Raw genomic sequence first — 18166 nt, 5'->3', positions numbered from 1 at the left:
GGCTTTCACAAAGTGGCGATGGGCGCGCGGCAGATGCCCGCAGCCTCCAGCACGGCGGCGGCGCGCAGCGCCAGGTCTTCGCGCCAGGGCGCAGCGATGATCTGCACGCCGATCGGAAGGCTTGCGTGCGTGCCCCACACCGGCACGGCGCACGCCGGCAGGCCGATGCACGAGAGGGGCTGGGTCAGCAGGCCCATGTTGGGGCGCAGCGGCAGGTCGCGCCCGTTCAGGTCGAACCGCTCGGTGCCGATGGGCGTGGCCGCGCAGGGCGTGGCGGGGGCCAGCAGCAGGTCGTAGCGCGACAGTACCCTTGCGGCTTCGTGGGCATAGCGGCTGCGCACGCGCTGGGCGCGTGCCACCCAGGCGGCAGGGATCAGCGCGCCGGCCAGGAAGCGGTCGCGTGACAGCGGCTCGAAGTCGGCCGCGCGCGTGCGCAGGTTGTCGAGGTGCAGGGCCCCGGCCTCCGCGTTGGTGATGAGGAACGCCGCCGCACGGCCGGCCTCCACCAGCGGCAGCTCCACCGGCTCGGCCTGTGCGCCCAGCGCCTGTGCCACCCGGGCCACGGCGGCGCGGGCCTCGGGCAGGGCGTTGTCGGCAAAGTAGCCGCCCAGCACGCCAATGCGCAGGCCGGTGATTCCCTTGTCCAGGTCGCGGGCCACCGGCTCGGCCGGCCGCTGCGCGCAGCCGGCATCGGTGTGTGCGGCGGGCGCTTCGGGGCCCTGCATGGCGTCGTAGGCCAGCGCCAGATCGCGCACGCTGCGTGCCATGGGGCCCAGGTGGTCCAGGCTGGAGATGAAGGGAAAGCTGCCTGTGCGCGGCAGCCGCCCGAAGGTGGGCTTGAGGCCGAACACGCCGCACAGCGAAGACGGCACGCGGATCGATCCATTCGTGTCCGACCCGAGCGTGATGGGCACCTGGCCTGCGGCCACGGCCGCGCCGGAGCCGCCCGACGAACCACCGGCGATGCGGGCCAGGTCGTGCGGGTTGTGGCAGGCGCCCTCGTGGCTGTTCTCGGTGGTGAAGCCGTAGGCGTACTCGTCCATGTTGAGCGCCCCGACGAGGATGGCCCCCGCTGCCTCCAGGCGCTGCACCAGCAAGCCGTCGGCCCTGGCGGGCGGGCGGTCGCGCTCGATCTTGGAGCCAGCCAGCGTGGTGAGGCCCGCCACGTCGAACAGGTTCTTCACGGCAAAGGGCACTCCCAGCAGGGGCAGGGCGGCCTGCGTCCCCGCAGCCAGGCCGGCATCGATGCGGGCGGCGCGCGCCAGGGCCCGTGCCCGCAGCACGGCGGTGAAGGCGTTGACGCGGGCGTCGGTGTGCTCGATGCGGTCCAGGCAGGCCGTCACCAGCGCGGTGGCGGATACGTCGCGCGCCGCCACGGCCTGTGCCATTCCGGCGGCGTCCTGTTGCCACCAGGGCGCCGTCATGCGCGGCCTCCCCCGGCAGGCAGCACCGGGACGAAGGCCATGGCGGGCTCGTCCGTCGCGTCCAGCGGCACGGCGTTGACGGTGTCGGCAAAACCGCTGGCCAGCGCCAGGTAGCCGAGTACGGCCGGGCAGTGCTCGGCCGCGATGGGCAGGCCGACGGCCGTGGCCGCGGCGTCGAGGTAGCGTTCGAGCTCGGCCGCGTTCATCGGCGCACCTCGCGCTGAAAGATCTCCAGGCTGAGCTTCTTCATGGCCACGAAGCTCGGCTCGCTGAGCGTGGCCAGGGTGCGCGGGCGGGCATCGTCGTAGTGCAGGATCTCGGCCACGCGGGTGGGGCGCTTGGTCAGCAGCAGCACCTCGTCGGCCAGGTAGACGGCTTCTTCCAGGTCGTGCGATACCAGCAGCATGGTGGTGCCGGTCTGCATGAACACCTCCTGCAGCTTCTCGCGGATGAACAGCGTCATCTCGAAGTCGAGTGCCGAGAAGGGCTCGTCGAGGAACAGCACCTCTGGCTTGGGCGCCAGCGCCCGCATGATGGAGGCCGTCTGCTGCTGCCCGCCCGAGAGCTCGTAGGGGTAGCGGTTGAGGTCGAACTTCACGTCGAACGAGGCCACCAGCTCGGCCATGCGGCGGTCCACCTCGGCCTTGCTCTTGCCTTCGAGCTTGAGCGGGTAGGCGATGTTGTCGATGGTGCGCATCCACGGGAACATCGCTTCGCGGTAGTTCTGAAAGACATAGCCGATCTTGGTGTCCTTGAGGCTTTTGCCGTCGAACAGGATCTCGCCGCTGTCGATGGGCACGAGGCCGGCGATCATGTTGATCAGCGTGCTCTTGCCGCAGCCGTTGGGGCCGAAGACCGAGACGATCTTGTGCTTGGGGATGTCGAGGTCGAAGTCCTCGTACAGCGGCCAGCCGGCGAAGTACTTGGTCAGCCCGCGGATGGTGATGTGGGTGCCTGCCGGGCCGGGTGTGAAAACACGCTTGGGCACATCGGCATACACGGCGCCATTGACGACGGTGTTCATCGGCCGCTCCAGTGAACGATCCTGCGTTCGGCGACGAGGAACAGGATGTTGAGGGCATAGCCCAGGGCGCCTGCAGCCAGGATGGCGGCGTACATGCTCTTGACGTTGAGCACCTGCTGCGCATCGATGATGCGATGGCCCAGGCCGTTATCGGAGCCGATGAACATCTCGGCCACGATCACGATGACCAGCGCCATCGACACGGCCGAGCGCAGGCCGACGAAGGTGGGCTGCAGGCTCTCCCAGACCAGCACGTCCTTGAAGATCTGCCAGCGCGACGCCCCCATGACCCGCGCCGCCATCACGCGCTGCTTGCGGGCATTGATCACGCCGTAGGCGCTGTTGAAGATCACGATCAAAAAGGCGCCGAACGCGGCGATGGCCACCTTGTTCACGTCCGACACGCCGAAGATCAGGAGGAACAGCGGGATCAGTGCCGACGAGGGCGTGGAGCGGAAGAAGTCGATCAAGAACTCCACGCTGCGGTAGGCGCGCTCGTTGCTGCCCAGCAGCACCCCGAGCGGCACGCCGATCACGGCCGCGATCAGGAAGGCCTGCACCGTGCGCCAGACGGTCACCGCGAAGTCCAGCAGCAGCGGCCCGCCCGCCAGGCCGGTGACCAGCGTGAGCACGGTGGCGCCGGGTGGTGGCAGCAGGATGGGCTTGATGAAGCCCAGCCGCACCACCAGGTCCCAAAGGATGAACAGGGCCAGGGGGCCGACGAAGGGAAGCAGCTTGTCCCAGGCGGGCGTCTTGGGCGCAGCGGATGCCGCCTTGCCTGCGGGCGGCGACCAGGCGCCGGCGGTGGTGGAGGTGGTTTCGGCCATGGCGCGCCCCTTCAGGCCTTGTAGATCAGGCTGTCGACCACGACCTTCTTGTCGAAGATGCCCTTTTCGGTGAACAGGTCGTAGAACTTCTGGAAGTACGCCAGGTCGCTGGGCTTGAACTCGTTGTGCAGCATGTACGAGGCCAGCGGCACCTCGGCCGTGAGCGCGCCCTCGATGGCGGTGTAGCCCTTCATGAACTGCCGCGCCTCGTCGGGCTTGGTGCGCACCAGCTCGATGCCGCGGGCGTAGGCGGCGATGAACTTCTTGGCCACCTCGGGGTTCTTCTTGATGAATTCGCTGGTCAGGCTGGCTGCGCCGCCGTGCCAGGGCGCCATCGCGTCGCCCAGGATGTATTTGGCGACCACGCCCGATTCGATGATGCGCGTGGTGCCGTTCATGCGGCCGATGGTGCCCGTGGGCTCCAGGGTGTAGCAGGCGTCGACCTGGCCGGCGACGATGGAGGCGATGTGCTGGCCAATGGGCAGCTCGGTCACGGTGGCACCCGTCGCGCCGGCACGCTCCAGCATGGTCTTGCACAGCGTCATGTTCTGGATGCCGGGGCCCGAGGCGACCTTCTTGCCCTTGAGGTCGGCCATGGTCTTGATGGCGCTGTCCTTGCCGGTGATGAACTGGTCGAGCACGAACTTGGCGTTGCTCGGGTTGGTGGCGAAGATCTTGAACAGGCCCGGCTGGGCGATCTCGCCGATGGCCAGGTTGGCCGAGCCGGTGCCGTTGGAGCTGCCGTCGGAGCGGCCCGAGAGCATGGCCTCCATCACCTGCTGGGCGCCCGCGAACTTGAGCGGCTCCACATCCAGGCCCGCCTCCTTGAAATAGCCTTTCTCCACCGCAGCGAAGAAAGGCAAACCGGCCGCCACGGGCCAGAAGCCGATGCGGACCTTGGGGCCGGACTGGGCGCGCACCAGGGCAGGGGCTGCGAGCATGCCCAGCGTGGCGGCCGAGGCTGTGAGGACGCGGCGGCGCGAAGTGCTGGTGATAGTGCCGGTGGATGGGATGGAACTGTGGGATGTCATGGCAGGCTCCTGCAGCAAGGTTGAAAGGTGAGGGGATGAAAGGGGCATGCGTCAGTTGCCGGCCTTGAGCGACGTGATGTACGCCCGCCAGCCGCCGAAGCTGCTGATGTCGCGCGCACCGGCCAGCGCCAGCGGCTCGCAGATGAAGCCCTGCACGCTGCTGGAGTCGGCCAGTGTGAGCGTGCCTATGCCCAGCGGCTGCGGGATCAGCGCGACGAAGCTGCCGTAGTGCGCGGCGGGCATGCGCCACACCTCGACCGCGATGCGCTTGCCCTGGCCCGGCGCCACGCGCAGCAGGCCGGGCTTGGGCGGCACGGTGCCGGGCAGGGCGTAGAGCTGGTAGTCGGCGGCCGTTTCGGTCGCCAGCTCCAGCGTGGCGCCGCGTTCGGTGAGCTGACCGTTGAGTGGCATGCCGCTCAGGTGGGCACCGACCACGGCGACCCGTACTGTGGCGGGTGCCTGCAGCCCGGCGATGGGTTGGGGCGCGGGCAAGGGCGTGCTGCCGGCGGCCTGGGGCAGGCCGGTGGCGTGGTGGTAGCGCTGGCCCAGCTCGGCCAGTTGCCAGTCGCTGCCGCAGGGGCCGATGAGGGTGATGCCGAAGGGCAGGCCATCGGCGCGCAGGCTGCTGGGCACCGAGATGGCGGCATAGTCCAGCAGGTTGACGAAGTTGGTGTAGGCGCCCAGGTTGCGGTTGAGCACCACCGGGTCGGCCTGCATGGCGGCAATGGTGTAGTGGGTGGGGGCCGTGGGCACCAGCAGCAGGTCGATGGCCTCGGGGCCCTGCCACATCGGTGCCACCTGCTGGCCCAGGGCGCGCAGCCGGGTCTGTGCATCGCACAGGTCGGCCGCGCTGTAGCGGCGCCCGCTGGCCAGGATGCTGCGCACCGGCTCCACCACCTCGTTCTCGTGCTGGTCGAAGAAACTGCGCACGGCGGCATAGCGTTCGGCGACCAGCGCGCTTTCATAAAGCAGGGCTGCGGCCTGGGCCAGCGGCGCGTAGGGGATGGGCACCGGCGTGCCGCCCAGGGCCTTGAGGCGGGCCACGGCCTCGGCGAATGCCGCCTCGGCCGCTGCATCGCCAAAGAACTCGAGCACATCGGGCACGCCGAAGCGGAAGCTGGCGGGCAATGGCTTGGTGGCCAGGGTGAGCTGCCGCCCATAGGGGTCTTGCGCGTCATAGCCCTGTGCGACCTGCAGCACCCGGGCCGCCACGTCCACCGTGCGCGCGAAGATGGAGACACAGTCGGCGCTCTGCGCGGCCGGAACCACGCCGCGGGCGCTGACCAGACCCTTGGTCGGCTTGATGCCCACGATATTGTTCAGCCCGGCCGGTACCCGGCCCGAACCGGCCGTGTCGGTGCCCAGCGCGAAGTCCACCTGCCCGGTGGCCACCACGTAGGCCGAGCCTGAACTGGAGCCACCCGACACGTAGGCCGGGTCCAGCGCATTGGGCACCGCGCCGTGCGGCGAGCGCGTGCCGTTGAGCCCGCAGGCGAACTGGTCCAGGTTCGTCTTGCCCACCAGCGTTGCGCCGGCGTCGAGCAGGCGCTGCACCACCGCCGCATGGGCTGTGGCCATGTAGGCAAAGGCAGGGCAGGCGGCGGACGTGGGGTAGCCCGCCACGTCGATGTTGTCCTTGACCGCAAAGCGCAGGCCGCTGAGCGGGCCGCCAGGCCTGCCGGCGACGGCGGGCTCGCAGCGCACCAGCCAGGCCTGCTCAGCCAGCGGGAGGGGCGGTGAACCGTCAGGCACAGGAGGAAATTCGGCCACCAGGGAGTTAGTTGCTTGCACCATTTTGAAGAATTCAATCTTGGATACAAGAAGAGATGCAAGCGCTGTGCCAGGGCGGCCGGGTCCGCAGCGGATCGGTCAGGTCCATGTGCCGCAAGGGGGGAAGTCCGGCAAGAACCGCCTAGCGCTCAAAGGGAAGCCCGTGGCTTTTGCGCCCGGACCAGGCCTGGTGCCGGCGCGTGAGGCGCGGCACATGCGGCCGGCTGCCGGCGCTGACGGGCGCCCGCTTTTGCTGCGGTCTGGTGCATGGGCAGCGTTTCGAGCGGTGTGGGACGCGCTAAAGTGGTGAGCCCTGCCGGCCTCCGTGGGATGCATCGACGGACGCGGGCAAAATCATTTCCTGTCTGTGCCCGCATGATTTCCTTCCACAACCCCTTGCACTACCGGCATGCGCCGGTCCATGAGTTCTACCGTGGCGAGCGCGTGCCGTGCTTCGAGAAGCCGGTCCGTGCCCAATATGTGGAGGACGCCCTGCTGGAGCGCGGCCATGGCCTGCTGGTGCCCGACGTGGACAGCACGCCGGTGCTGGCCCAGGTCCATGCGCCGCGCTACCTGGCTTTCTTGCAGAACGCATGGTCGCAGTGGCTGGCGCTGGATGCGGCCAACGCCTCGGTCCAGCCCTTCCCTTCGGTGTGGCCGGTGCGCAGCCTGCGCAGCGACGTGGAGCCGGACAACTTCGTGGCCAAACTGGGCCTGTACTCCATGGACAACGGCACGCCCATGGCCGAGGGGACCTGGGAGGCCGCCAAGGCCGGGGCCGACGCCGCTGCCAGCGCAGCGGCCCGCGTGGCCCAGGGCGCGCGGGCCGCGTTCTGCTGTACCCGCCCGCCGGGCCACCATGCGGGGCCCGACTTCATGGGCGGCTACTGCTTCCTCAACAACGCCGCCGTGGCGGCCCAGTGGCTGCGCAACCAGGGCAGCCAGCGTGTGGCCCTGCTGGACGTGGACTACCACCACGGCAACGGCACGCAGAGCATCTTCTACGACCGTGCCGACGTGCTGTTCATCAGCATGCATGGTGACCCGCTGACCGAGTACCCGTTCTACCTGGGCCATGCCGACGAAACCGGCGACGGCGAGGGCGCAGGTTTCAACCTCAACCTGCCGCTGCCCGCAGGCACCACGGCTGATGAATGGTTTGCCGCGCTGGAGCAGGCCTGCGTGCGCATCGCGCAGTACCGGGCGGACACGCTGGTGGTCTCGCTCGGGCTCGATGCCTTCGAGGACGACCCGATCTCCAAGTTCGCGCTCAAGACCTCGGACTTCACGCGCCTGGGCGAGCGCCTGGCGGCCCTGGGGCTGCCCACGGTGTTCGTGCTGGAAGGGGGGTACGCGGCGGCGGAACTGGGCAACAACGCCGTGAACGTGCTCGACGGCTTCGATCACGCAGCGGCGCGATGAGCGATACCGTCGACTGCGTGGTGGTGGGTGCCGGCGTGGTGGGCCTGGCGGTGGCCAGGGCCCTGGCTCGCGCAACAGCGAGGTCATCCACGCTACGCTACGGGCTCGCTCAAGGCCCGGCTGTGCGTGCAGGGGCGCGATCTGCTGTACGCCTACTGTGCTGAGCGCGGCGTGCCGCACCGGCGCTGCGGCAAGCTGATCGTGGCCACGTCCCCAGAACAGATCCCTGCGCTGCAGGGCATCGAAGTGCGCGCCCGTGCCAACGGCGTCACTGACCTGCAATGGCTCGATGCCGAGGCCGCGCAAGCGCTGGAGCCCGCGCTGCAGTGCGTGGCGGCGCTGCACTCACCCAGCACGGGCATCGTCGACAGCCATGCGCTGATGCTGGCCCTGCAGGGCGACCTGGAGCATGCGGGCGGCCTGGTGGCGCTCAACTCGCCGCTGGCCCATGCCCGCTGCACGGCCCAAGGCATCCACCTGCAGGCCGCCGACGGCACCGAATTGCTGGCACGTACGGTGGTCAATGCGGCGGGCCTCGCCGCACCCGGCCTGGCGCGGCGCTTAGAGGGCCTGGACGCCCGCCATGTGCCCACGCCGCACTACGCCAAGGGCAGCTATTTCACCCTGGCCGGGCGGGCGCCCTTCAGCCGCCTCATCTACCCCGCGCCCGAGGCCGCCGGCCTGGGCGTGCACCTGACGCTCGACATGGGCGGGCAGGCCCGTTTCGGCCCCGACGTGCAGTGGGTGGACGACCCGGCCGACCTGCAGGTGGACCCTGCCCGGGGCGATGCCTTCTACGCCGAGGTGCGCAGGTATTGGCCTGGCCTCAAGGACGGCGCGTTGGTTCCAGCCTATGCCGGCATGCGCCCCAAGATCAGTGCCCCGGGCGAGCCTGCGGCCGACTTCGTGATCCAGGGGCCGGCAGTGCATGGCGTGCCGGGCCTGGTGAACCTGTTCGGCATCGAGTCGCCGGGGTTGACCAGTTCACTGGCCATCGGCGCGCACGTGGCAGCGCTGTGATGCGTGTCAACTCCATGCCAGTCGTAAGCCATTGCGTCCAAGTCCTACAAGGGTTTTGGCGATGTGTCCGCTAAGATGGTATTGAGCGCCACATCATTGGCCGGTAGGCGGACAGGGGATGTGATTTTTTCTTTTGTACACAGAAAGGTTTGCCATATGAGCGTTTCCGACTCCATCTCCACGACCCAGGCCGATCTGGAAAAACTCGTCTCTGATCTGCGCGGCCTGCTGTCGAGCAAGGACCTTGATTCCGTGCCAGACATCAAGCTGTTGCGCCAGAAGCTGGACGATGGCCTGCAGACTGCACGCGAATCGGCAGTGCGTGCCGCGCAGGACGCAGCCCGCCAAGCCAAGGACGCAGCGCTCGCGGCAGACCGTTATGCTCACGACGAGCCGTGGCGTGTCGCCGGTGCAGCATTGGCTGTCGGTGCGCTGGTGGGCTTCGTGCTGGCCCGCCGCTGAAACGACGACGCTCTGACATTGCACAGACACCGCTTGTCTCCACTTCGTAGAACCCAAGGACACTGATGAACTGGCTTGCTCTTCTGGGCCTGGATGCGCTGGTGGCGCGCTGGCGCGCTAATGTCATAGAAGGGGCCATTGCAGCCGAAGACCGGATGGATCTGGCCCGCCTGGAATGGCGGGACCAGAAGCAGCGCCTGCAGCAACTGCTGGTGCTGACCATTCTGCTCGGCGGGCTTACGGTGGTGGCACTCATCATGCTGTCCATGGCGGTGTTGGTGCATTTCTGGGATACCGAACACCGCGTGCTGGTGGGCTGGCTGGTGGCCGGGGCCTGGTTGCTGGGCTGGGGTGGCACGCTGCTCAGCCTCGTGTCCGTTGCAAAACGGGCCGGCAACGGCTTTGCGCTGACCCGCCAGGAGCTGGCCCAGGACTGGCGCGACATCAAGGAGCGCCTGTGATGGCTGCCGACAACCAAGCCTTTGTTCCCGAACCCACGGCCGAGCAGCAGCGCGTGCTCGACCGCATTGCCAAGCAGCGCGAGCGCATCCGCGCGCGGCGCATCGCACGCGCCCAATCGGTGGCGCTGGCCCAGTCCGCGCAGCAGGCCTCGTCGGAGGAGCCGTTTGCGCTGCGGGCTGCGGCTTTTGCCAAGCAGCACCCGGCAGCGGTGGCTGCCCTGGTGGGTGTGGCCCTGGTGGCGGGGCCGCGCCGCCTGGTCCGATGGGTGGGCCTGGCGATGCCGCTGGTCACCCGGCTGCGGCCCTTTCTGGCGCGCAGGGCCTGACGGTCTCCCTCAGGTGGCCTCGGAACAGGTCCGGGGCTCTTTCGCACGCTAGCGAAAAGTGGGGGAGACACTCCCGACAGCCAGTTGCGCCTGCAGTTCCTTGACCAGGACATTGCCAGGCTCGTAAATGCCCATGGCGACGGTTGCGGTGCCGCTGGCCGCAGGGTCTTGTGTGATCGTGATCTTGGAGAACTGCCGCAGGGCACCTGACGCGAAGCGCGCGGTGGAAACCACGGCTGCATCCGCGTCGCTGCCTGGCGCGCGCACCGGTGTGTCGAAGGTGAAATCGGCTTGCTGCGCGTTGGCGAAGGGCAGGCTGGCATTCCACGCCGAGCACACGAGATTGAGCGCAGTCGCGGACTTGCCCTGGCTTGTGAGTTCGAGCTCGACCAGGGCGCTCAGGTGGTAGTCGCCAGCCACGAAGATCAGCCCCTCGACGTCGTTCTCGACAATGAACCGCACCAGCCTGCGCCAGCTGGCCGGATAGCCGAGCCAGTTGTCCGCAGCGATGCAGGTCGCCGGTTCGGCAACGAAACGGTTCTCGGGCAGGGCGAAGACGCTGCCGCTGCACAGCAGCTTGGGCCCCTTGGGGTGGGCCAGCAGCCAGCCTTCGATGGCCTGCATCTGCTCTTCGCGCATGATGGGCACACCTTTCCAGTCGTGCAGCGTGCGGGGTGCGCGTTCGGTGCGCGTATCGGCGGCGAAGGCGGGTATGCCGCCGACCTCGAACGCATGCCACAGGCCGTGTTCCACGGTCCATCCCTGGGGGGTCAGGGACAGCCTGGGCAGCTCCTTGCGGTGAAAGCGTGACTGGTAGGCCGTGGCCGCCAGGAAACCGCTGTAGAAACGCTGCCCACGCAGGGAGTCCGCCGTGGCACTGTCCGCCCCATCGAGGTTGTCCTCGAACTCATGGTCGTCCACCACCAGCCAGACGGGCAGGCGCGCGAACAATTGCCGCGTGGCAGCGCTGCCCCAGCTCTCACGGTAGCGCTGTGCGCCGCGCTCATCGCGCTCCGTGGTTTCTGCAATATTGGCCGTGGCATCGGCATAGATCTGGTCGCCCAGCAGCAGCAGGGCCTGCACAGGCGCTGGGGTGTGGGCGATGTGCTGCTCCATGTCGCCGGCCAGCGCGTCGATCGCGCGGCGCTCGAAGGCCAGGCCCGGCCAGCGGCAGGAGGTGGCCAGGAAACTGGTGCTGGCGTGCGCCTGGTCATCTGCGGTCCAGCGCTGCCACCAGGGCAGCTCGGCCAGATCGAGAACGATGGGCAGCGACATGCTTGGCGCAGCGCCCGGCGGCGGGCCGTCGGTTTCCATGGGCCGGGCCGTGCTCGATTCCTGTGGACTGCAGCGCAGCGTGAGGCTGATCTGCGGCAGATCGGCAAACCGCAGCTTCTCGCTTTCCTCGACTACACAGGTCCAGTAGTAGCCCTGCCCGGTGGGCGGGGGGCTTGGCAGGGCCGGTGGGGAGCTGGGTTCCAGCACGCCGGGAAATCCTTTCACCTCTACCGAGTCGCACAGCGCGCCGCCGATCCGGACCTCCGGCACCATCGGTGTGCTGGTGGTGTCGAAATACTGTTCCACCCAGACCACCAGCCGGCGCTTCCCGTGCGGTTCGCGTTCCGTCTGCAGCATGGGGCCGGTCAGTGGCCGGATGGGTGCGATGAAGTCCCGGTCGGCCAGATCCGTGTCGCTGGACTGACCATCCGGGCATGGCAGGTCGGGGTCGATGTGGCAGCCATCGGCGATGTCCTTGAACGCGGCGGGATTCTCCAGAAAGTCTGTGAGATGCGGGTAAATGTCCGTATGGGCATGTTTGCCGAACAGAAAATCCATGTGACCGTAGCCCTTGCGGATGAAGGTGCGGACCACCGGCCCGGGCTGGTGCGCGAAGACCCTGCGCAACCGGTTCCAGGTGCGTGCCGCTCCGCGCGGATCGAACACCTGGTTGTCCAGGCCGTGTACGAACAGCGTGGGAAAGCGCCAGTTCCTGAGGAAGTTGTCTTCCAGGAGGTAGCTGTTCTCCCCATCGCGGTTGGTGAGCCGCTCGCGCAGCACGATGAAGTACAGCTGGCGGAACACCTCGACCCCCGCCGCCCCCACGAGTTCGCCCAGCCGCTCATGCGTGCGCGGATCCAGATTGGCATGCACCCACTCGCGCCCGTAGAAAGCGGTCATCCGGTTGCAGATGGCGCACCCTGCGCCAGGCGAGTCGCGGTGCGCTTCGTGCAGGCTGCGCTCTTCATCCGACCAGGCCAGGGTGGCCGCGAACCGGTCCAGCAGTTCATCTGCTGCACCCGGCTTGGCCGGGGGGAGGGGGTCGATCAGTTCGCGGCCCGTGAGCAGGTTGCGGTAGAGCGCGGCCAGCGCTCCCGAGAACCGGTTGGACACGGACGGCACCACCCAGGGGTGCACCGCATGGATGATGGCCGCGCGCACCTTGGCGGTGTCAAAGCGCGCCTGCAGCGCCGCCATGGCGAAGGCGCCCGCGCCCACGCAGTGCGCGAATACGTCGATGGGCTGGCCGCCTGCCTGGGCATGGACGCGGTTGATGGCTGCCGGAATGTCGGTGTGCGCGATGTCGTCCATGGTGTGCGCATCGCGCGCGTAGCCCAGGCGGTTGGACATGCGGTTGTCCAGCAGCCAGACGGTATAGCCCTCGCGCAGGAAGTGGCCGGCCAGGTTGGTGTCCACGGTGTCGGTCGCATACACGCCGCTGCCGTGGGCGAGCCCGTGGATAAAGAGGACGTGCCGCTCGCCCTGAGGGTGGCGGTAGACCGTCAGCTGCAGGTCGATCTGGTCCGTTTCTCCGCTGCGGCGCGCCACCTTCAGCACCTCGGCCTGCGGCCGGACATCAACGCCCCCGGCTGTTTTCAGCGAAGGATGCGGCGGCAGCGCAGGGCGCGTGTACTTCGCGTAGTCCAGGCCGCGCAGCGACCAGAAGTGCGTCTGCATCACCGCGCGCAGCCACAGGGAGGCGAACGACACCAGCGCGACGATGGTGGCCGGCGTGCTCGATGCTTCACGGACCTGCAGCCGCAGCCGGCTCACGAGGTCTGCCAGATCGACGCGCAGCGCCATCTTCCAGGGCGCCTTGTCCTGCCACCTGAGGTCCAGGTCCAGCATCGTGAGGGCGTCCCACAGCGTGCGCGCGCCGTTGCGGTAGGCCAAGAGTTTGCGGCCCTGGGCGACGACCGCCATGGCTTCGCCTTGCGGCACCAGCGTGAAGTGGTAGTCGAGCGTGCGGTAGTGGGTATGCAGCCAGCCGGCACGGGCCAAGGCGAGCAGCTTTTTGCGCCAGCCGGGGCCCACATACTGGGAAATGCCGCCGGGCCGGCGTTTCAGGTAGGCGCTGAATGCGAGCACGCCGCGCCAGGCCCGGCGCAGGAAGCCGGCATGCTCGAGCGCGAGCAGCGACACTTGCCCCGTGCCGCGCAGCAGGGGTTCGCCCTTCAAGGCGTCGGCGTGGATTGCCGGCCAGCCGGGGATGGGGTTGGCATAGATCGCCAACGAGGCATCCCATGGGGTCGAGGGGTTGGCCAGCCATTGGTGCAGGTCGACTGTGACCTCGACGGCTGCGATGAACGCGCGCGGCTGCGTGGCCGCCCCAGGGGGCAGCGGTGTGTCGTGCCGGGACAGGAGCCGCTGGGCCCAGTCGGGCAGGTGGGCTTTGTCGGTGCTGCCCAGCAGGTGCTCGTGGATGCGAAAAAGCACCACCCCTGTGTCGGATGCTTTCTGTCCAGCATCTGCCACACGGGGCTGCGACCTGGAGCCCTGTGCCGCCGCAACAGGCGCTGCGCTGTCCGCGTTCGGTTGCGCCAGCCCGCTGGCGATGTCCCGGGCCGCGAGCATGGACAGGGCGGAGATCGTGACGAACGGATTGACACCCAGGGCGCGCGGAACGATGGCTCCGTCCAACACATGCAGGCCCGCGTGGACTTCATTCCCCCGGCCCTTGAACACTGCACCGCGCCAGTCGACGGCCCCTTGCGTGCCATCGTCGCCCATGGGGCAACCGCCGAGCGGGTGGACCGTGATCGATTTTTCTCCCTGGCCGCCTGCGATGATGTCGGAAAACCCCTCGGGTGTCGGGTGCCACAAGGGGTTGGGGAGGTAGTCGCCCCCATCGAAGCCGCCGGCCGCATGCGCCTGGCTGAATGCCCGGTGCACAGCCTGGTAGTAGTCGGCATGCCCTGCTGTGGCGCTGGAGCTGCTGGAGGGCCACCTGACATCCAGTTCCAGGGTGTCTGGATCCCCGGGGCTGGTACCGGAGGGCGGGCGCAGGGAGATGGTCCCGTTCGATGCGTCATGGCCCATGGCCAACAGCAATTGCGCGTGCCGCGCCGCCCCACGTGGAAGGGCCAAGGGGTCGTCGGTGCCTGGAAACCGCGCGTCCACATCGTGCACATAGCGGTGCAGGGTCGACAGCGCGTGGCCCAGTGTGCTCGTGGCCTGGGCGAGCGCAGAAGGGATGGCGCCGTCCTGCACCAGGATTTCCTGCCCTACGCCCTCCACATCCAGCGGCACGCGCAGCGTTCCACAGATCGTCGGTCCGACGTCACGGCTGGGTGCCGTGCTGTCCGCTTCGGGGGCCGAGACGGCATTGACGGCCCGGTGCTGTCGCCAGCCCATCGCGACCACGTCGCCATTGGTGGAAAAGGCCGAGCCCAGCGCCTCGGAGTGCGGTACATGGAAGGACCGCAGCAGCAACTCCGTGCTGCCCAGGCTGCCGGCGCTGACGATGACGGTGTGGGCGTCGATGCTGAACTCGACGGGCGCTGTGTTGCGGCTGCCCGTTGAACACTGGAAGTGCACACGCCAACGCAGGCTGCGCCCGTTCGCACTGCGTGCGGGTGTCTCCAGGGGCTCCACCCGCAAAGCGTTGCCGCCGACGAAAAAACGTGCGCCACGACCGTGCGCCGCCGGGATGAGGTTGGTGGCCAGCGTGCCCTTGGCGCCGATGTTGCAGCCGGTGAAGCAGTTGCCGCAGCGCACGCAGGCCTGCATCTCCACCCCGTGCGCGTTGGTGTGCTGCGTGTTCGAGATGGTGAGGGGGACCGGCTGCGCGCCGCCTGCGTGCAGCGCACCTCCCAGGCGCGACAGCGCCTGGAATTTGGAGAGGTCTGCCGCGCGCTCCAGTGGTGCCGCTTGCAGCGCCGATACGACTTCGTCCAGGGCCTCCATCAGGGCCTCCCGCCGTGCGCCACCGTGTCGGTACATGCTGGGCCAGTGCTCCTGGTCGAAGGTCTTTGCCGCCGGCTTGAAGGCCACGCCCGCGTTGACCAGGGAGCCGCCGCCCAGGCCGCTGCCGGTCAGCACCGCCACCTCGTCGAAATTGCGGACGTTGAGAAGTGCCTGCGCGTTGCCCAGGGCCTTTCCGCTGGCGCCGCGCTGCATCCGCAGGTGGCCAGGGAGGTGGCCGATGTCTTCAGGGAACTCACCGAGGGCGTATTCCTTGCCGCGCTCGACGACCCAGGTTTCCACGCCGGGACCGGCCAGTTCACGTGCCGCGAAGCTTCCCCCGTAGCCAGAACCGACAATGAGCACGTCGCATTGGGGCGCCGGGTGGGCCTGCAACATCGTTTCGATGGACTCTGACCAGCGAGAATGGGTCGCCATGGTGCCTTTCCGTGGATATCCGTTGTTGGGTAACAATTACTTACATGCGTCTTTTACCGCCCTTTCCCGTTGATGCCAATCACCCATTGGATGTAGCCATGGCGCGCGAGTCGCTGCGGCTGCGCGCACTGCAGTCCGTGAAAGCGCGCAGCATGGTGGTCGTGGCGGCTGTGGTTGCTGCGATCTGTTTTGGCTTCACCACCCCGGTCTGGCGCGTGCTGGCGTGGATGTTTCCAGTGCTGCTCATGGCCCAGATCAATGCGGTGCTCAGCGCGCGCGCGCTGGCAGCGCTTGATACGTCAGACGCAGCAGCGCTGACCGTACAACAAACCCACCACTGGTGGATCACCGTGGCCAACCAGACCCTGATGGGGGTGACGGTCTGGTGGATCGGGTATGGCAGCGCCGGAGGTTCGGCCACGTTTGCCACCGCGCTGCAACTCATCTACCTGGGGGGGGCGCTGGTGAATGCTTCGACGCACCCGCCGACCTTCATTGCGGGCGCGTGGATCAACCTCGCTTTTGCGGCGCTCTTCTGGCTTACCCAGGGCGGCACCAATGGCCTGCCGCTGGCGCTGGCACTGTTCGGTGTGGGCCTGGTCATCGCCGCCTCGTCGCGGCAGACGGCGCAGGCCTTTCGTGATTCGCTGCAGATCCGCTTCGAAAATGCAGATCTGCTGCGCCAGTTGGGAGAGGAGAAACAGGTGGCAGAAGAAGCGAATGCCGCCAAGTCGCGGTTTCTTGCTGCGGCAAGCCATGACCTGCGCCAGCCCCTGCATGCCTTGCTGGTCTTCTCGTCCCTGTTGCACCGCCATGAGACGCCGCAGACCTCGCAACTGATCGCCCACATCCGCGACGCAGCGGGATCGCTGGACAAGCTCTTCTCGGGCCTGCTCGACCTCTCCAAGCTGGAGACCGGCTCCATCGTGCCGCAGATGCAGGCCCTGAACATCGCCGCCATGGTCCGGGACCTGGTCAAGGAGTTCCAGCCGCGATGCACCGCCAAAGGGGTTTCCATGGAGGCCGAAGGGGCCGATGAAGCGTGGGTGCTGAGCGACGCGTTTCTGCTGGAGCGCATCCTGCGCAATCTGGTGGACAACGCGGTGAAGTACACCAACGAAGGTGGCGTGGTGGTCTCGGTGCTGGCGCAGGAGAGCGTGGTGCAGCTGCAGGTGCGCGATACCGGCATCGGCATCGCCCGCGAATCGCAGGCCCGCGTTTTCGAGGAGTATTTCCAGGTCGGCAATCCGTCGCGCGACCCGGGGCAGGGCAGTGGCCTGGGCCTGGCCATCGTGCGCCGCCTTGCCAACCTGCTCGGGCTCGAAATGGGCATGCGGTCCGATGCTGGCCAGGGAACCACGTTTACCCTCGTCTTGCCCCAGGCGCCTATTTTTGAAAACATGGGCATCGGCGCCGTCTCAGCACCCTCCCAGCCCGCGTTGACCACAGCCGTGGAAGTCTGGCTCGTCGAGGACCATGCCCTGGTGCGGATGGCAACCACGCAGGCACTGGAGTCGTGGGGCTGCAAGGTCACGCAATGGGAGGGCATGCCCCCGGATGCCGCGATGAATGCGATCACCACGCCCCCGCATGCGCTGATCGCAGACTACCGGCTCGCGGGCGATGCCACCGGCCTGGACGTGGCGCAGCGGCTGCGCTCGCGCTGGCCCAGGCTGCCGGTGGCGATCATCACCGGGGACCCCGGCATCAACCTCCACGAGGTCGAGCGCCTGGGCAATATTGCGATGTGGCAAAAACCGGTTCTGCCCTCACTGCTCATCGACTGGCTGGCCGAACTCAGTGAGCAGGCCGTGGTTCCGGCCCCGGTCCAGGTCGACTGAGGCAGCTGCTGCTGGGCGGACTCATACGGATTTGCATTCAATCGTATAACTAGGCGGGAGGCCGCAGACAGTGCTGTAGCACGGCAAGGCGGACCAACGAAGTTAGACGGTTGAAGGCAAATCCGTATCAGGCGATGCGCACGCCTTGTCGTGCGCAGACGTAGACGGCCTCGGTGCGGCTTTGGACGTTCAATTGGCGGAATATGACGCTCAGGTGTGACTTCACCGTCTGGTCGCTGATATTGAGTTCGCGCGCAATCACCTTGTTCGGCAAACCGCGCAGGATGGCGGCCAGCACATCCCCCTGGCGCTGGGTGAGCTCGGGGAACGCCTGGGTGAGATCGCTGGGCAGGTTGGTGTCCGAGGGCGCGGCCGTCCTCCCAGGCCCAGAGAGGAGGGTGGCAGGCAGGTAGATGCCACCCGAGGCAATGGTGTTCAGAGCCAGCAGCAGGGTTTCGGGTTCGGAGTCCTTGGCGATGAAGCCGACCGCGCCGTTGTCGATGGCCGTGCGGACCAGGGCAGCGCTCTTCTCGCCCGACAGCACGATCTGGCGTGCCTGGGGCACCAGTTCACGGATGGCCACCATGGCCTCGGCGCCCGAGAGGCCGTCCATGTGCCAGTCCAGCAGCACGATGTCCGCAGGCTGCTGGCGCAATTTTTCGAGGCCTTCTTCGCAGCTGCCGGCGATCTGGGTGTTGATGCCGAAGCCGAGCTCGGCGAGCAGCAGGCGAAGCCCCTCTCGAAACAGGGAGTGATCGTCAATGACAAGAACATTCATGGGATGGGAATACGGGGCATCGCCGTGACGCCACCAAGGCGGCATGCACAGTCAAAATGGATTGGATTGCCATCGGCTGACACATCTGGTATCACACCGACTATGCCATGGTCTTGGCGTCCATGCATTGCGACATCCCAAGTTTTACCACTTGGTGGAATGTT

13 protein-coding genes and 1 pseudogene are annotated in these 18166 nt (G+C 67.7%); 6 read left to right on the top strand and 8 right to left on the bottom strand.

The genetic code is table 11. From position 1 onward, the window contains the following. Nucleotides 1–5 precede the first annotated feature (5 nt). The 6 genes from ACSQ3Y_RS19485 to atzF are packed head-to-tail and all read right to left on the bottom strand — an operon-like array spanning nucleotide 6 to nucleotide 6100. On the bottom strand, nucleotides 6–1424 hold the full coding sequence (locus ACSQ3Y_RS19485; RefSeq protein WP_436178543.1) for an AtzE family amidohydrolase: 1419 nt from the start codon (nucleotides 1422–1424) through the stop codon (nucleotides 6–8). Next, a complete protein-coding gene (locus tag ACSQ3Y_RS19480; RefSeq protein ID WP_436178542.1) occupies nucleotides 1421–1630 on the bottom strand; it encodes a DUF4089 domain-containing protein in 210 nt (69 codons plus the stop codon). The genes ACSQ3Y_RS19485 and ACSQ3Y_RS19480 overlap by 4 nt, the downstream gene beginning before the upstream one ends. Further along, the gene (locus ACSQ3Y_RS19475) at nucleotides 1627–2448 is read right to left on the bottom strand and encodes an ABC transporter ATP-binding protein (RefSeq protein ID WP_436178541.1); all 822 of its coding nucleotides are present in this window, start codon (nucleotides 2446–2448) and stop codon (nucleotides 1627–1629) included. Before ACSQ3Y_RS19475 ends, ACSQ3Y_RS19480 begins: the two co-directional genes overlap by 4 nt. Then, nucleotides 2445–3275, bottom strand: coding sequence for an ABC transporter permease (locus ACSQ3Y_RS19470; protein ID WP_057203092.1), 831 nt, complete (start codon nucleotides 3273–3275; stop codon nucleotides 2445–2447). The genes ACSQ3Y_RS19475 and ACSQ3Y_RS19470 overlap by 4 nt, the downstream gene beginning before the upstream one ends. Nucleotides 3276–3286: 11 nt before the next feature. After that, nucleotides 3287–4306: an ABC transporter substrate-binding protein gene (locus ACSQ3Y_RS19465; RefSeq protein ID WP_436178540.1), complete on the bottom strand. Its 1020-nt coding sequence runs from the start codon at nucleotides 4304–4306 to the stop codon at nucleotides 3287–3289. A 51-nt stretch (nucleotides 4307–4357) separates the two neighbouring features. Then, entirely contained in the window at nucleotides 4358–6100 is a 1743-nt protein-coding gene (atzF, locus tag ACSQ3Y_RS19460; protein ID WP_436178539.1) for an allophanate hydrolase, read from the bottom strand. A 351-nt stretch (nucleotides 6101–6451) separates the two neighbouring features. On the opposite strand from atzF, the gene ACSQ3Y_RS19455 reads away from it, so the two are divergent. The 5 genes and pseudogenes from ACSQ3Y_RS19455 to ACSQ3Y_RS19435 all read left to right on the top strand — a co-directional run bounded on the left by ACSQ3Y_RS19455 (nucleotide 6452) and on the right by ACSQ3Y_RS19435 (nucleotide 9767). After that, nucleotides 6452–7498, top strand: a complete 1047-nt coding sequence (locus tag ACSQ3Y_RS19455; RefSeq protein WP_436178538.1) for a histone deacetylase family protein — start codon at nucleotides 6452–6454, stop codon at nucleotides 7496–7498. Then, a pseudogene (locus tag ACSQ3Y_RS19450) lies at nucleotides 7495–8518 on the top strand (NAD(P)/FAD-dependent oxidoreductase). The gene ACSQ3Y_RS19455 and the pseudogene ACSQ3Y_RS19450 overlap by 4 nt, the downstream one beginning before the upstream one ends. Nucleotides 8519–8674: 156 nt before the next feature. Then, nucleotides 8675–8980: a DUF883 family protein gene (locus tag ACSQ3Y_RS19445; protein WP_057203089.1), complete on the top strand. Its 306-nt coding sequence runs from the start codon at nucleotides 8675–8677 to the stop codon at nucleotides 8978–8980. A gap of 65 nt (nucleotides 8981–9045) precedes the next feature. Continuing rightward, nucleotides 9046–9441: a phage holin family protein gene (locus ACSQ3Y_RS19440; RefSeq protein ID WP_057203088.1), complete on the top strand. Its 396-nt coding sequence runs from the start codon at nucleotides 9046–9048 to the stop codon at nucleotides 9439–9441. Further along, nucleotides 9441–9767, top strand: a complete 327-nt coding sequence (locus ACSQ3Y_RS19435; RefSeq protein WP_057203087.1) for a hypothetical protein — start codon at nucleotides 9441–9443, stop codon at nucleotides 9765–9767. The genes ACSQ3Y_RS19440 and ACSQ3Y_RS19435 overlap by 1 nt, the downstream gene beginning before the upstream one ends. A gap of 48 nt (nucleotides 9768–9815) precedes the next feature. Here the strand turns inward: ACSQ3Y_RS19435 and ACSQ3Y_RS19430 are convergent, their stop codons facing one another. Beyond that, nucleotides 9816–15383 (bottom strand): alpha/beta fold hydrolase, encoded by a 5568-nt coding sequence (locus tag ACSQ3Y_RS19430; RefSeq protein ID WP_436178537.1) that lies wholly within the window; start codon nucleotides 15381–15383, stop codon nucleotides 9816–9818. An 11-nt stretch (nucleotides 15384–15394) separates the two neighbouring features. On the opposite strand from ACSQ3Y_RS19430, the gene ACSQ3Y_RS19425 reads away from it, so the two are divergent. Continuing rightward, the gene (locus ACSQ3Y_RS19425) at nucleotides 15395–17224 is read left to right on the top strand and encodes an ATP-binding response regulator (protein ID WP_436178536.1); all 1830 of its coding nucleotides are present in this window, start codon (nucleotides 15395–15397) and stop codon (nucleotides 17222–17224) included. A 127-nt stretch (nucleotides 17225–17351) separates the two neighbouring features. On the opposite strand, the gene ACSQ3Y_RS19420 is transcribed toward ACSQ3Y_RS19425, so the two are convergent. Next, complete coding sequence (locus tag ACSQ3Y_RS19420; protein WP_057267656.1) at nucleotides 17352–18002, bottom strand: response regulator; 651 nt, start codon at nucleotides 18000–18002, stop codon at nucleotides 17352–17354. Nucleotides 18003–18166 lie beyond the last annotated feature (164 nt).

The sequence above is a fragment of the Acidovorax sp. LjRoot66 genome (assembly GCF_964253305.1).
In the GTDB taxonomy this organism is placed as follows: Bacteria; Pseudomonadota; Gammaproteobacteria; order Burkholderiales; family Burkholderiaceae_C; genus Acidovorax.
Note: the sequence above shows the minus strand (reverse complement) of the source record. Positions and strands in the feature narration are given on the sequence as shown.

Excerpts from the sequence above, each read along its gene's own strand:
- ACSQ3Y_RS19485 (WP_436178543.1), bottom strand. The coding sequence starts at position 1,424 with ATGACGGCGCCCTGGTGGCAACAGGACGCCGCCGGAATGGCACAGGCC.
- ACSQ3Y_RS19480 (WP_436178542.1), bottom strand. The coding sequence starts at position 1,630 with ATGAACGCGGCCGAGCTCGAACGCTACCTCGACGCCGCGGCCACGGCC.
- ACSQ3Y_RS19475 (WP_436178541.1), bottom strand. The coding sequence starts at position 2,448 with ATGAACACCGTCGTCAATGGCGCCGTGTATGCCGATGTGCCCAAGCGT.
- ACSQ3Y_RS19470 (WP_057203092.1), bottom strand. The coding sequence starts at position 3,275 with ATGGCCGAAACCACCTCCACCACCGCCGGCGCCTGGTCGCCGCCCGCA.
- ACSQ3Y_RS19465 (WP_436178540.1), bottom strand. The coding sequence starts at position 4,306 with ATGACATCCCACAGTTCCATCCCATCCACCGGCACTATCACCAGCACT.
- atzF (WP_436178539.1), bottom strand. The coding sequence starts at position 6,100 with ATGGTGCAAGCAACTAACTCCCTGGTGGCCGAATTTCCTCCTGTGCCT.
- ACSQ3Y_RS19455 (WP_436178538.1), top strand. The coding sequence starts at position 6,452 with ATGATTTCCTTCCACAACCCCTTGCACTACCGGCATGCGCCGGTCCAT.
- ACSQ3Y_RS19445 (WP_057203089.1), top strand. The coding sequence starts at position 8,675 with ATGAGCGTTTCCGACTCCATCTCCACGACCCAGGCCGATCTGGAAAAA.
- ACSQ3Y_RS19440 (WP_057203088.1), top strand. The coding sequence starts at position 9,046 with ATGAACTGGCTTGCTCTTCTGGGCCTGGATGCGCTGGTGGCGCGCTGG.
- ACSQ3Y_RS19435 (WP_057203087.1), top strand. The coding sequence starts at position 9,441 with ATGGCTGCCGACAACCAAGCCTTTGTTCCCGAACCCACGGCCGAGCAG.
- ACSQ3Y_RS19430 (WP_436178537.1), bottom strand. The coding sequence starts at position 15,383 with ATGGCGACCCATTCTCGCTGGTCAGAGTCCATCGAAACGATGTTGCAG.
- ACSQ3Y_RS19420 (WP_057267656.1), bottom strand. The coding sequence starts at position 18,002 with ATGAATGTTCTTGTCATTGACGATCACTCCCTGTTTCGAGAGGGGCTT.